Source organism: Paenibacillus sp. QJM3NY_38 (genome assembly GCF_056173265.1).
The window spans coordinates 1,145,851-1,159,578 of the sequence record NZ_CM149665.1; the positions used below are offsets into that span (position 1 = coordinate 1,145,851).

The 13,728-nt window shown below is 41.7% G+C and carries 11 protein-coding genes; 10 read left to right on the forward strand and 1 reads right to left on the reverse strand.

The features are described from left to right. Positions 1 to 3 precede the first annotated feature (3 nt). From AC0VZ8_RS05025 to AC0VZ8_RS05060, 8 genes are all read left to right on the forward strand, one after another. Entirely contained in the window at positions 4 to 768 is a 765-nt protein-coding gene (locus AC0VZ8_RS05025; protein ID WP_475486205.1) for a sirohydrochlorin chelatase, read from the forward strand. 18 nt (positions 769 to 786) lie between these two features. Continuing rightward, positions 787 to 1,668, forward strand: coding sequence for a diacylglycerol kinase (locus AC0VZ8_RS05030; RefSeq protein ID WP_009592325.1), 882 nt, complete (start codon positions 787 to 789; stop codon positions 1,666 to 1,668). A 577-nt stretch (positions 1,669 to 2,245) separates the two neighbouring features. Beyond that, positions 2,246 to 3,829: a 23S rRNA (uracil(1939)-C(5))-methyltransferase RlmD gene (rlmD, locus tag AC0VZ8_RS05035; RefSeq protein WP_475486206.1), complete on the forward strand. Its 1,584-nt coding sequence runs from the start codon at positions 2,246 to 2,248 to the stop codon at positions 3,827 to 3,829. 1,825 nt (positions 3,830 to 5,654) lie between these two features. Next, the gene (locus AC0VZ8_RS05040; protein ID WP_475486207.1) at positions 5,655 to 6,392 is read left to right on the forward strand and encodes a hypothetical protein; all 738 of its coding nucleotides are present in this window, start codon (positions 5,655 to 5,657) and stop codon (positions 6,390 to 6,392) included. A gap of 28 nt (positions 6,393 to 6,420) precedes the next feature. Then, positions 6,421 to 7,635 carry a helix-turn-helix domain-containing protein gene (locus AC0VZ8_RS05045; RefSeq protein WP_475486208.1) on the forward strand — a complete coding sequence of 405 codons (1,215 nt, stop codon included), beginning with the start codon at positions 6,421 to 6,423 and terminating at the stop codon, positions 7,633 to 7,635. Positions 7,636 to 7,800: 165 nt separating this feature from the next. Next, positions 7,801 to 7,911 (forward strand): restriction endonuclease, encoded by a 111-nt coding sequence (locus AC0VZ8_RS05050; RefSeq protein ID WP_475486209.1) that lies wholly within the window; start codon positions 7,801 to 7,803, stop codon positions 7,909 to 7,911. Positions 7,912 to 8,523: 612 nt separating this feature from the next. Then, entirely contained in the window at positions 8,524 to 8,727 is a 204-nt protein-coding gene (locus tag AC0VZ8_RS05055; protein ID WP_475486210.1) for a hypothetical protein, read from the forward strand. A gap of 468 nt (positions 8,728 to 9,195) precedes the next feature. Further along, on the forward strand, positions 9,196 to 10,182 hold the full coding sequence (locus AC0VZ8_RS05060) for an HNH endonuclease (protein ID WP_475486211.1): 987 nt from the start codon (positions 9,196 to 9,198) through the stop codon (positions 10,180 to 10,182). Positions 10,183 to 10,379: 197 nt separating this feature from the next. On the opposite strand, the gene AC0VZ8_RS05065 is transcribed toward AC0VZ8_RS05060, so the two are convergent. Next, positions 10,380 to 10,703, reverse strand: coding sequence for a toxin-antitoxin system TumE family protein (locus tag AC0VZ8_RS05065; protein ID WP_475486212.1), 324 nt, complete (start codon positions 10,701 to 10,703; stop codon positions 10,380 to 10,382). A 748-nt stretch (positions 10,704 to 11,451) separates the two neighbouring features. Here AC0VZ8_RS05065 and AC0VZ8_RS05070 point away from each other — a divergent pair. Together AC0VZ8_RS05070 and AC0VZ8_RS05075 are read left to right on the forward strand one after the other, a co-directional pair. Next, a complete protein-coding gene (locus tag AC0VZ8_RS05070) occupies positions 11,452 to 12,096 on the forward strand; it encodes a helix-turn-helix domain-containing protein (protein ID WP_475486213.1) in 645 nt (214 codons plus the stop codon). A gap of 253 nt (positions 12,097 to 12,349) precedes the next feature. Beyond that, the gene (locus AC0VZ8_RS05075) at positions 12,350 to 13,459 is read left to right on the forward strand and encodes a DUF4238 domain-containing protein (protein ID WP_475486214.1); all 1,110 of its coding nucleotides are present in this window, start codon (positions 12,350 to 12,352) and stop codon (positions 13,457 to 13,459) included. The last annotated feature ends 269 nt before the right edge of the window (positions 13,460 to 13,728 follow it).

Below are 13,728 nucleotides of genomic sequence, written 5' to 3' on the forward strand. Positions count from 1 at the left end.
CTTATGACGAAGCCGGGTGTGCTGGTTATTAGTCATGGTTCGCGTGAACAGAAATGGGTGTCGCTTGTGGACGAAGCCGTCCACAGATTGGCGTCCCGTATGGATATACCGGTCGTCTCTTCGTACCTGGAACTGGTAGAGGGCCGTCTGATTCAGGACGGCATCACGGCCTTGGAAGACCAGGGTGTCACCGACATTGTGGTCATTCCTCTATTTGTCTCGTCCGGCAGCACACATGTCGACGAAATAGCTTATGCTATAGGAGCGAAGGCCGTTCCGGACATGGAGACGGACCTGGCGCCGTTTCGGGTCCGGTCCCGGGTTCATTTTGGCACGCCGATGGACGACGCCCCCGAGATTGCGGCCATGGTATGGGATAAGGTGAGAGAGCTGTCCGTGAACCCGGCGCAGGAGGTTATTCTTCTTGTCGGACACGGCAGCCGGCATGATCTGTTTCGCAGCCGCTGGGAAAAGGGTATTAACTCTTTGGCACAGCGAGTTAGCGAGATAAGCGGAACAAGCGCGGATTATGCTTTACTCAGTCCCGGCAATGTTCGGGACAAGGTGACAGCATGGATGGAGCGCGGCTGCGATGTGATCGTAGCTCCGCTTTTTTTGAGTGAGGGGTATTTTACGGAGAAGGTTATACCCGATCGGCTCGAGGGGCTGGATTGTCGATATTCCGGCAGAACCTTGCTTCCGCACCCGCTGCTGCCGCAGTGGATGGAGTCGCAGGCCAAACTTCTTCTTCTATCCTTGAAATCATAAGTAGGTGGCGTATCGTTAATGAGAAATGCAAGGTTAATCTATAACCCAACCTCCGGCCGGGAGGAAATGAAGCGTCGGCTTGCTGATATATTGCACCGTCTGGACAGTGCTGGCATCGAAACCTCCTGTCATGCAACGACCGGAGAGGGGGATGCGACCCGTGAAGCGGCAGATGCCGTCGAACGCGGATACGATCTTGTGATCGCAGCCGGTGGAGACGGTACGCTCAATGAGGTCATCAACGGGATGGCCGGCAGGGATAATCTCCCTCCGCTGGGTATTTTCCCGCTGGGGACCACGAACGATTTTGCGCGGGCGCTCGGCATCTCGAAGAACTGGGAGGAGTACTGCGATCTGGTCATTCGGGGCGAGACGCGTCCGATTGATGTGGGCAAAGCGAATGATCGTTACTTCATCAATATTGCGGGCGGCGGTACGCTGACCGAGCTCACATATGAGGTACCAAGCAAGCTGAAGACGATGATCGGGCAGCTGGCGTATTATTTGAAGGGGATCGAGAAAATGGTCAGCCTCGCGCCGCAGGAGCTCATCATCAATGCTAGCGGCCATCCGGCGATCCATGACGAATTCATGGTGTTCCTCATTGCCAACAGCAACTCGGTCGGCGGCTTCGACAAAATCGCGCCGGGCGCAAGCATCGACGACGGCCTGTTCGACGTCATTGCGCTGCGCAAGTGCAATCTGGCGGAGTTCGTACGCGTGGCTACGCTCGCCCTGCGTGGCGAGCACATCAACGACAAGCGGGTCGTGCATTTCCGCACCGACTATATGGAGGTCGTCTCTCCGGGACCGGTTCAGCTGAACCTGGACGGCGAGTTCGGCGGCGTCCTGCCGGGCACGTTCCGTGTTCTGCCGCAGCATTTGCGGATTTTTGGCTGAGATGGTGGATGGTAGAGAGGCGGAAGGCATGGGGCGCGCGTAAGGCGTGGTGGTTGCTGCCGATGGCTCAGCGGGGACTGATCGCATTAGCGATGGATAGGCGATTGGGGCGATGGGCCATGGATCGAGATGGAACAGGCCGAGGATCGCCACTTAGGCTTTACGTTGTTGTAAGTAAATGATTGGATTTGCAGGCTGAATGGATTGAATAACATACGAGGCTCCCGTATAATGATGGACGTGAGCTTGTGCGCTAAGCTCCCTTGGGGGAGCTTTTTGTTGTTTAAGCGAATGAAGGTTAACGGAAGATCATCCGCTATTAAGTGCGTGTTCAAAAAGGTCGGTTTTCAGCACCGAGAAGGTTGGATGAAGCTAGGGACTGAGGAGTGGAGCGTACGCTTGAGTACGTGAGCACCGGAAGGCCCGGCTGAATTCAAGATTCGATGCCGAGTGGCTTCCTGATTCACTTCGTGATCAAAAGCGAGCTTTTTGAACAACTTCTATTATGGATGGTGTTCCGATTGGGAATATAGAGTGGTAAGGGACAAGTTGAACGGAAAGAAGTGAACAGCACATCATGAAGAAGAACCGCAAGGGAAGCGACACGCGCCGCAGCGGCAAGCCGGCGGCTTCGGCGGCCCTCCTGGACCTGCCGGTGGCCAAGAACGACGAGGTCGTGATCGATATTATAGGAATGAACCATGACGGGGAAGGGGTCGGCCGTGCCGACGGCTATACCCTGTTCGTTCAGGGCGCCCTGCCGGGCGAGAAGGCCCGGGTGAAGGTGCTCAAGACCAAGAAGCAGTATGGCTACGCCAAGCTGCTGGAGCTGGTCGAGCAAAGCCCGAACCGCATCGTGGCTCCATGCCCGATATACGACCAATGCGGCGGCTGCCAGCTGCAGCATATGAATTATGCCGGTCAGCTGGAGTGGAAGCGCCAGCTGGTGGTGGACAACCTGGAGCGGATCGGGAAGCTGCGGGTGGTGCATGAGGCGGAAGGTGCTGGAGAGACGCGTGTGGACGATGAGCGGAGTGGCACAGATGGTGGAAGGGACATTGAGAATACTAAAACCAATGGGGCGAATCCTGCTGTGTCCGGCGTTGATTCAGATCAAGAGGGGATCCTCGTGCGTCCGACACTCGGCATGAACGAGCCTTGGCGCTACCGCAACAAGTCCCAGGTGCCTATTGGCGTAACGGAAGGCGGCCTGGTCGGCGGCTTCTATGCCCGCGGCAGCCACCGGATCGTGGACATGGAGACATGCCTCATCCAGCACGAACAGAACGACGAGGTCGTCAGCCGCGTCAAAGCCATAGGGCGGAAGCTAGGCATCACCGCCTACAATGAAGAGACAGGCCAAGGCCTGCTTCGTCATGTGGTGGTGAAGATCGGTTTTGCTACCCGGGAAATGATGATTGTGCTCGTTACGAATGGCGAGAGCATTCCACGGGTGAACGAGTGGATCTCTGCGATCCGTGAGGAGCTCCCGGCTGTGGTGAGTATCTGCCAGAACGTGAATACACGTAAAACGAACGTTATTTTCGGGGATGTAACTCGTGTCCTGTGGGGACGTGAGGTCATCCATGACTATATAGGCGATGTGAAGTTCGCCATTTCAGCGCGTTCTTTCTATCAGGTAAACCCGGCCCAGACCGAAGTGCTGTACGGCAAGACGGTGGAATATGCGGGATTGACGGGTAAGGAGACCGTGATCGACGCCTATTGCGGCATCGGGACGATATCCCTGTTCTTGGCCCAGCATGCCAAGAAGGTGTATGGGGTCGAGATCGTGAAGGAAGCGATCGAGGATGCGCGTGCCAATGCAGAACTGAACGGTATGAAGCATGTGGAGTTTGAAGTCGGCGCGTCCGAAGACGTGATTCCGCGCTGGAAAGAGCAGGGGATTGAGGCGGATGTGATCGTGGTCGATCCGCCACGTAAAGGGTGCGATCCTCGTTTGCTGGAGACGATACTTGAGATGAAGCCGGAGCGCGTGGTGTACGTGAGCTGTAATCCTTCTACGCTCGCGAGAGATTTGCGGGTGTTGGAAGAGGGCGGGTACCGGACGGTAGAGGTTACGCCGGTGGATATGTTTCCGCATACGGTGCATGTGGAGAGCTGTGTGTCGCTTATAAGAAATACTGTAACCCCAAAATAAACCGCTGCTATTCATAATAAACCTGTGCTAAAAATTGAATAAAGACGTGATGAAATCGGGGAGAGGAAGAATGGAGAAGGGGGATACCCAGATCCATCAAGCCTTTCCCCTGTTTTTCTATCAAGACATTATTCAGATTTTAATAAAGTTGTGACAGAAAAAGTTGAGTGAATAATAGGGGGAATGACTGTTTTGTGGCAAGAGTTTATTTATGAGAGCAACGGTGGAATGCGGGTTTGAGGAGTTTTTTTTAGCAGGAGTTTATTTATTCTGAACATAGTAGGGATGGAATAGGGGAAAAAAGGGAGTAGGGAGAAATTGAGGTTGATGTAAATAGCAAATAAAGTATACCCAAAGTCTAAAAAGTCTGCCTAAGAGCCGAGCGATAATCAGGTATCATTCCTGTTTTTCTCGGATTTTTTTATATACAGGGGAGAGGGATTAGGGGGAAGGGAAGGTCCTAAACCACTCCAATTTCTTGTTATACCAGGCTTTTTCTCGACTTCTCCATCCACTATTTGCTTCCTTTTTTACCTTTGCCATTAGGCAGACATTATTTCTTTTCTGTTCTTCTGCAAACTTTAATTACTCAGGAAATTTGGTGAAAGGGGCAGAAATGGCTGGGAGCCTTGTGACTGTGAGGTCGAGAGAGTTTTGGGAAGCTGACATGCGTGGACAGACTATTTAGGAATTTGACATAGTAGGGAAAGCAAAAGTGTTTTTGATTGTAATGAGTCTGTTAGCTTAGGGATGGAAAAAGGAAACAGACATTTTGAAAACATGTCTATTCGGAAATTTATAGACGATTGTTATTATCATGTATTTCTGCCTTGAGTAACGGTTTTATCCAAGCTAAAGGTCTTTGTTGGGGTAGATTAATTCAAACAACAGCTAAAGGTGCGTTTTCATTGAGTTTATCCCATTTCGTCGTACTTTTTTTGGGTAAATTAAATCAAACAACGGCCAAAGGTGCATTTTCATTGAGTTTATCCCATTTCGTCGTACTTTTTTGGGGTAAATTAAATCAAACAACGGCCAAAGGTGCTTTTTCGTTGAGTTATCCCATTTCGTCGTACTTTTTTTGGGGTAAATTAAATCAAACAACAATCAAAGACGCTTTTTCGTTGAGTCTATCCCATTTTGACGTACTAATTATTAAAGTTACACAAAGTTATCACCCTGCTCTCGTGTGTCGCCGGATTCATCCTCAATCTGATCCTCTACTGTACCAATAAACTTTTTACTATTTCCTCTCACAGTTTAAGGTTTTTCGCAATTGTTGCACCTTTTGATGTGCTACTCTTTAGGTCTTACATCGAAATCTCTACATATTTGACGCACTAACTGTAAATAGCTATCAAAGTTCACTCCAACCCTAAACAGTCAGCCTAAAAGCCGAGAAAATTCAGGTATCCACTCCTGTTTTTACTCGGCTATTTGGATTTATGTAGAAAAGACTTTTCGGAATAAATTCAGCCTTTTTTGAACACTATTTGATAAGTATTAGGAAAGAATAAAGTCAACGGTGGATTGATCACTATATTTAAACAGGGAAAGTTTGTGGCGAGAGGAAGAGTGGAAGTACCAATCCGTGTCTAAATATCTGTATTGAAGAATGAGCTTATTGTTAAGTTAGCAAGGCTCCTTGTCTTTTAAAATAGCGAATGAATTAAAATGATAACGTATCTATTTTGAATAGAATCACGATTGGGTATGTAAAGAAAAATCTTTAATATTATAGATGTTTTTTAGAAGATATCGGAAAACACTGGACAAAAATAGAGTAAAATAGTAAGTTATATATATACGAGAGGAGTGGTATTTTTTGGAGACTGTTACCTTGCACGATTTTAATGAGAAGAGAAAATTGGTTGAGTGTTTTGTAAATGGAACTTTAGTGAACAGTGAAAAAAAGAATGCAGACAATAGTATAACCAAAAATAAGTATAGAAACTCCAACTCCGATGAAGTTAATCAACTTGTATATGAAGTATTCAAAGATATGTATATCATTGATACTTATAGAGAAAATGGGTACGACCATATACGGCTTTACTCAACTTCCAACAAACACTTGTATGTAATCTTGAGAGAGAGTACATTTCAGGAACAAATTGATAGGGCTGACGATGAAAATGAAAGTATTCATTACTTGTATGCTTATGCCATAAAAAACAAGTACTTAATTAATGAACCTCTTCCAGTAAGAGGTCAATTAGAAATGTTTGAAGGGGAAATAGTCTCAGCAAGAGATGTGCTTATTCAAAATAAAGCTAATATGGTCATGAAGAATATGGAGGTAGAAGTAGTGCAACTTATTACCTACAATGTTGTTCATGGAAAAGTTACTTCAGCTAAGAGTAGGGTTCTTCATCCAGACATAACTTTAACCCCAATTTATGAAGAAGACTTAAGTCACTACATTGTTGGATACAACAACGAAGATGATACTGTTGGTTTTGTAGTTGAATCAAATTATTCAGGCATTTCGGATCAAAAACAAGATCAGGAGATTCAAGGCTTACTTAAACTCAAAAGAAAACACAAGGATCAAGATGAGTGAAAAATAAAATCTGAGAAAGGAGTTAGCTATGGCTATCGTAAGTACCTTTAACAAGGACAGATTAAAATCAGCAAGAGTATTCTCAGGATTTACGATATCCGAGTTGGCAGAACTCTTGGGTGTATCTAAACAAGCGATTTCACAATTTGAGAATGGTAAAACTAAACCTACTTTAGAAACACTCATGAAGTTGATGTATGTTCTTAAATTTCCAAGAGAGTATTTTTATGAATCAGATACCCTTGAGGAAATACAGGTTGGAAACACATTTTTTAGATCGTTAGTATCAACGTCTAAAAAGGAACGATTATCACAAATTGAAAAAACAAGATACTTTTCTAAACTTTGTGATTACCTCGAAAAGTACATTGATTTTCCTCTAATAAACTTGCCTAATGTTAGAGATCTTGTTAACTTGCCTGAAGATAAATTAGACACCCCCAGCTTATTGGAGCGTGAAGATATCGAAGAAATCGCATTATCATTAAGAAAACATTGGGGAATAAATGAAGATCCGATATCTAATATTGTCTTCTTGTTAGAGAAAAATGGATTTGTTATAACTTCGTTAGCAACGGATACGCATAAAATAGATGCTTTCAGTCAAAGGCAGATGATTAATAATCGCGAGAGATATGTGATTATTCTTGGGGACGGAAAGCAATCAGCAAGTAGGAGACAGTTTGATACAGCCCATGAATTAGGACACATGCTTCTTCACAATTGGAACACCGATTGCAATGACATTTATCTTGAAGAGCATCGCTTAATTGAGCATCAAGCAGATTCATTTGCAGGGGCATTCCTTTTACCCAAAAATGCATTTTTGAAAGATCTTCATTATCCTAATAATCTTAGCTTCTACATTGACTTGAAGAAAAAATGGAAAGTATCTATTCAAGCGATGATAGTTAGAGCATTTCACTTAGAGGCGATCAACTACAATCAGTACACCTATCTTATGAAGCAAATGAATCAAAAAAATATGCGTAAGAAAGAACCCCTGGATGATATTCTTAGCGTTCCACGACCAAAGTTAATTAATAAAGCGGTGGATATGCTACTAAAGGCTGATATATTGAGACCCAAGGATATTATTGAAGCTGATGGATTAAATCTTACACAAGATATTGCCGAATATTTGCTTAATCTCGAAAAGGGGACTTTGAATGAAGAGAAAAAGGATAATGTTGAAGTCCTATTGCAGTTTCGAAATACAAGCAATAAAAATGCCTTATCATAGATGAATAATAAAATAGAGCTGAGCGAAATAAAAATTTTCTCGTATTTTTTGGTTATGAGTTTTTAAAAGTAACCATTAAATAAACTTCTGAAAAGATACCTTTTCGGAAGTTTTAAAAAGGGGCAACACTTTTATGTTGCCCTTGAGCAAGCAAATAAAGGAATTGTGGTTACTAATAATTACTTCACGACTTCTGCGATTGAATTAGCTAACTCCAATAAAGTCACCTTATGGGATCGTAAAGTATTGGCTGATAAGATCAATCAATATTGTTAATAGCATTTCATAAATTTAGCTATAAAATTAGCCTCCAACTATCCCACACACTCACCCAAAATAAGTTTGCTACTAAGCCTTTGACAATAAATGATAAATAAAATAGAAGATGATCCAGGACCCCTCCGTTAGTTATCGGAGGGGGTTTCATAATTTATAGTCGTAAAACTCAGTCGTGGAGTCAATCTTTTCAGGGGTAGTAAAACATCTTCATAATAATGGTCACTATGGTGATACAAAAAGTCCTATCAAAAATTAGTGGCGTACAAATTTATTCGCAGGTAGCAGGATGAAGGGAGTCTATAATAACTGTCGAATCTCCATAAGTAATAAGAAATTCTGGAATTTGGAAAGGTGTTTATAGTAATATGGAACTATATCTAATACATAGTTGGAACTATTGCTGAGAGAGGGGGGACTATATCATTGAATTCAAATCACTTGGATGAAAAAGGATACGCTCTTTGTACTGAGTGTAGAAAAAAGTATTTCGTATCCGATTTAGATTCTTGCTCGTATTGTGATAAATTCGTATGCAAGTCGTGTGTGACCCAGAAGGGTGGATTTAAGGCTTGTCGAAAATGCTAAATCTAAGAATAGAGGGCGTGTAATATGAGTTTCTGGGAAAAGGCAGGAAATTTTGCTAAAGCTACAGGAGAATATCTTCAACAACAGGCAGAAGAACGTGAAAGAAGATTAAGATCACGATTAAGAGGTATGACAGATGAACAAGTTCTTCATGCTGTATATAATGCTACCGAGGAATATGCTCGTAATCTTGCACGTGAAGAAGCTGAGAGAAGAAGATTGATTTAGTGATTATAAAAAATTGTTCTCCGACTACAAGAATTTGTGCAATGTGTCAGCATTGGAATGGTTATAAGGGTGCCATTAGAGTTATACCTAAAGTTGGAATGAGAAATGTGATGGAGTATGATCCAGAGGAAGTTCAAGTATGTTTTAAAAGATCGTTTAATATGAAGGCTTGGAGTAGCTGTTCTGAATGGCAAAGGAAATACTAATCGGTTCAAAAGTCCTAATTTCTAATAGATAACTTATTGAAAGTTATATTAGTTCTTCAGGTATGACAAAAAGTTGCTTCTTAATCAAATTAGTTTGACACCAAGCCGAACGATTATTAGGATCAACTCCTGATTTTCGTTCGGTTTTTTGAGTAGATCATAACATAACGAATTAGAATTAGTTCTACATGGCTATCAAATTATAACAGTTACTCTCAAAATATTCCGTTTAAAACATATGAAATAAAATGAGGAGCATCACATGGGATTCTTAAATGAATTGGGGTCAATCGCTGGTAAAGTAACTGGAAAAGTAATTGGAGGCTCTGTTCGAGTTGTAGGAGAGATAACCAATAGCCAGACGATTAAGGAAATTGGAGATGGAGCAGAGCGGGCAACGGCAAAAACAGGAGAGCTTCTTGGAAAGGTAGCAAGCGGTACAGTTGATGTTGGAGTTGGACTGTTCCAGAAGGATGAATACAAGGTTAAACAAGGGTTCAATGAACTTGGAGATGCAGTAGTAACCACAGCAAAAGGCGTTGGAGAGGGTATTGGCTATGTCTATGAGAACGGTAAAAATGTTGCAGTTGGATTCAAAGAAGGGAATATGGATCAGGTTAAAGATGGTGCGAAAAGGATTGGAATGGTTGCGGCAGTAAGTGTGTTAGCTGTCGGAATAATCGAAGTGGTTGATGGCGTAGATGGCTTGGCGGAAGCGGCAGAAACCCCAACGGATGCCGATAGTATAAATGCTAATACATTCGTTACGGGGCATTCAGAAGTGGGCATAGACGGTTTGGCTGACACAACCGGGATACCATCGAATGTCGAAGTGATTGATACCATTAACTCAGATTTAGCAGGTATGGAGCATTCAGAAACGGGTGTGCCATACGAAACTAAAACAATTCAGCTACCCCATGGACAATGGATCGAAGGTGTTTTCCCTGACTTTAATGAGGTGTACGGCTATGATCTTCCCGAAAGCCTTTATCTTCAAACCGATGATGTTCAGTTTTCTTATTTGAACGATCAATTAGCTAATGACATTGCGAATGATCCTGATCTGGCGGCTAATTTTACTTCCGAACAGATAGCAGAGATACAGAACGGTGAAATACCTGAAGGTTATGTATGGCATCATGCTGAGGAACCAGGACATATGGAATTAGTTGCTGAAGAGGAGCATGCCAATTCTGCTCACACGGGCGGACGAGTACTCTGGGGTGGCGGAGCTGAATATCGATAGAGATTGGTTTAATTTGATTAAGCAGAGAGGGTCAGCGATGAGATTATATAATAATTACTTGGAAGAGACTCTGCTGGTCACATTAATTGATCAGACAGATTATCAATTTTCATAAATATGTTAATAGAAGTAAGCCGAGTTGAATTAGGAAGTTTCTCTTAATTTCAATCGGCTTTTTTTCTTAGACAATTGATTCCTTATTTCTTCTGGTCGTTACTTATCATGAGGTGAAAAGTGACGATCCCTCTTACTATGGAATATACATCCCTATGGTAATAGTTCGGTGCCTTACCCTCATTGTCGTGATGAAACAGCAACTTTCCATTTTTCGAAATCCAATCATACGAATAGCCTTCATTGAGACGCTCGGTAACATATAGCTTGGTATTGTCGACAAAAACGATTGTTGCACGTTGTACACCCTCGGAACTCCGCAGTCCAGTGGTGTCTGTATCCTCCACTGCCTTAATTGCATGGGCAAATTCTTTTATTAGATGTTCAAGATCAGTCAAACTCTCCAATCCTATCTCTCTCCTTTGTCTGTTCGTAACATCATGTATATTACCATCCTGAGCAATAAGCAATATTGTCTACATCTAACAAACTTTAACGCCCACCATATAAACTCTGCACAAAGCTTATAAAGTTTAACTGCAAGCCGATCTGATTTCAGGCATTTTCTCCTGATCTCACTCGGCTTTTTCGTTTATTCCCCGATTGTTTTCCCCGATCATTACACTGACGATCCCTTGCGAGCTCTGGTCTTTCTCGATTCAACCCTTTTCCCTGGTCATATTCCTGTTTCCCTAACCCCTTGTTTCCCCCGTTTCTATTTCTGATCTTCCGTCAAACTTTTACGGTTCGATTCATGATTTTCCCCGATAAAATTGCCGATGATTTCCCCAGATTTTCCGTCAAACATGGCGTGCAGGTATGAAGGAGAGGGAATTGGAGGAGGGGGTTGAGAATCCTTGTGGGGCGTGGGATTTGGGGAATTGGAAGGGGCGTTGAACTTTATTGTTCGTTATCAAAGTAGGGATTCAAAAAGAAGGTAGATTACGAATAACTGGAGAGTTGATTGTTATTGGGATATTGGAAAAGTGACATGGGTGAGAAGACTATTTAGGACTTTGACATAGTAGGGAGAGAAAAGTGATTCAGAAGGGTAAGAGTTTAGTAACAACCAATTAAACACTCACTGGATATATTAATAGATGATATTTATTCCGATATATACTATATTCTGTTCAAAAAGTGAGAGTGAAAAATTTGAGTTTAACCGTTGGTGAAACAATTAAAGTGCGTCGTGAAGAAAAAAAGTATACGATTACCACAGTAGCAGATATATTACATCTTAAACAGTCAGAAGTGAAGAAGATAGAAAGTGGTGAATTGCTCCCTGATGATGAGTTACTTGTAAAATTTTCGAAATTATATGGATGCTCAGTAGATTATTTAAAAGGTGAAGTGGATTTGCAAGTAATCGAGGATGATTTATCTGATGTTGAAAAGTTAATGAACCAAAATCTCAATCATGCAAAGAGAATAATCGACAAGATGGATAAGGAGATAAGTAGGTATAAAAGAATCAAACACAAACTATATGAGCTTAATTACATTATGGGTAAACCAACAGAACTTCCAACAGAGTTCGAGGGGCAAAACGTAGATATCACAGTGCAATTTGTTTTATTAAGAGGTGTGTATACATTCACAATAATCCCTGAAAGCCCAGGTCACATTACAATGAAACTTTTTAATCCTAAGGGGGATTGGGAGTTAATCCATAATAGTGATATTAATAGTGTTATAAAAAAAATAGTAAGTTTAGATGAAGACAACACTTATATTTTAAGTGGTGAGAATACAAGAATTAACTGGAAGGTTTTTATTGATGATGCTTTTGATGTATGAATAGTAACAAATATCTTGGGTCTGTAGAAAAAAAAGACTACGTTATTCCACAAAGTCTGCCACTGAGCCGAGTGAAGTCAGGTATCTACTCCTGTATATCCTCGGCTTTTTCTGATGTCCGCCGTTCGATCCTAAAGCCTTGATGCACTGATAATCGGCGAGGAAATCGTATTTATGGAGAAAACATGCCTTTTCGAAATAAGTTTATGATATGTTGAAACTATATATCGATATCGGAAGTGAGGGGATACGAATGGAAGGATTAGTGAAAAATCAACATTATATACCTCAATGTATTTTAACCCGTTTTTCCAATGAATCTCAAGTGTATGAAGTATTAGTTGATAGTGATAAACCACCCTATGTTATAAAATGTAAAAGTTCTATGGTGGAGAGATTTACATACGAGCATCCAGATATCGAGAGGAATCGATTAGAGAAATATTTTTCGAAAATTGAAAGTTACTTTGGTCCAGCCATGGTTAATTTAGAAAGAATGATTGATGAGCATGAAACAGGAGGCATGGCCAATATTCTTTTGAAGAACTATGTTGAGAAATATATGCGTGAAGTTATTATCTTCTATTATAGAAGCGGTGCTTTGTTGCATGAATTCGAATTTCAAAGAGAACGAAAACATGATCGCATTGGTTTAATGCTTGAGAATATTATGAACTCACCGTACATAAAAGGATTATCACGTACCATTACTGAGAAGTACAGTTTTGCGGTAATCAAGTCTGACGACAACGATTTTTTATTGAGTGATCAATATCTCACAACAGTTGCTCTTGGAATCAAAAATCGCCTTTTTAATATTAGTAATAGGCATATGGGTTTAAAAAATGTGTTAATACTTATGCCAATATCATGTAAATATTATATTGCTTATTTTCACGGTAATGTTCCTGAATATATTAAGACTGATAGAATTAATTTACTCAGCGAAGGACAAGTCAGGGAAATCAACAAGGCAATTATAAATAATTCATACATAAAATGCATCGGTAAAAATAAACAAAGTTTGATAGATGCACATAAGAGTTTTGTATATAAATCACCAGCAAAAATAATAGCAGGGTTTGAATCAGGTGCTACAACGGGAGCTACTCTCAAAAAAGAGGTTTTCTTTTATGAGAAGGATCAAAAAACATGGGATTTTTTCTTGTTGCATGAATTTATGGACTATAAGAACATTGGAAGAAATGAACCGTGTAAATGTGGAAGCGGATTAAAATTCAAAAAATGTTGTTGGGATAGCTTTATAGGAGCTGAAAGAATGATGAACGATATAGTCAATAAGCGAAGTGATTATGCACTTGTGAGCATGACTGATATTGAAAAGGGAATTGGAGAGTTCTAAGCAATAAGACCTGAGAAAGTGTAGAGGATTAAAATAACAACACAGGTAAATCTCGCAAAACTTCCGAAAACGTGTCTTTTCATAATAATTGTTGCTGGGCATGAAGAAGGTAGCTTTATATTGAAAAGCACTCGAAGTAGAAGGAGGATAATTGAAGATTGTTGCATTGAGATTTTCGCTACAACTGGAGAGGTTTTTATGGTTGAAGGGGCAATTAAGAAAACTTGCTAAGGACGTACTCAAATTAATTTCGATTAAGTAAAGGAGAA

What these genes read in the sequence shown, in the direction of transcription:
- AC0VZ8_RS05025 (WP_475486205.1), top strand. Translation starts at nt 4, where the DNA reads ATGACGAAGCCGGGTGTGCTGGTTATTAGTCATGGTTCGCGTGAACAG.
- AC0VZ8_RS05030 (WP_009592325.1), top strand. Translation starts at nt 787, where the DNA reads ATGAGAAATGCAAGGTTAATCTATAACCCAACCTCCGGCCGGGAGGAA.
- rlmD (WP_475486206.1), top strand. Translation starts at nt 2,246, where the DNA reads ATGAAGAAGAACCGCAAGGGAAGCGACACGCGCCGCAGCGGCAAGCCG.
- AC0VZ8_RS05045 (WP_475486208.1), top strand. Translation starts at nt 6,421, where the DNA reads ATGGCTATCGTAAGTACCTTTAACAAGGACAGATTAAAATCAGCAAGA.
- AC0VZ8_RS05055 (WP_475486210.1), top strand. Translation starts at nt 8,524, where the DNA reads ATGAGTTTCTGGGAAAAGGCAGGAAATTTTGCTAAAGCTACAGGAGAA.
- AC0VZ8_RS05060 (WP_475486211.1), top strand. Translation starts at nt 9,196, where the DNA reads ATGGGATTCTTAAATGAATTGGGGTCAATCGCTGGTAAAGTAACTGGA.
- AC0VZ8_RS05075 (WP_475486214.1), top strand. Translation starts at nt 12,350, where the DNA reads ATGGAAGGATTAGTGAAAAATCAACATTATATACCTCAATGTATTTTA.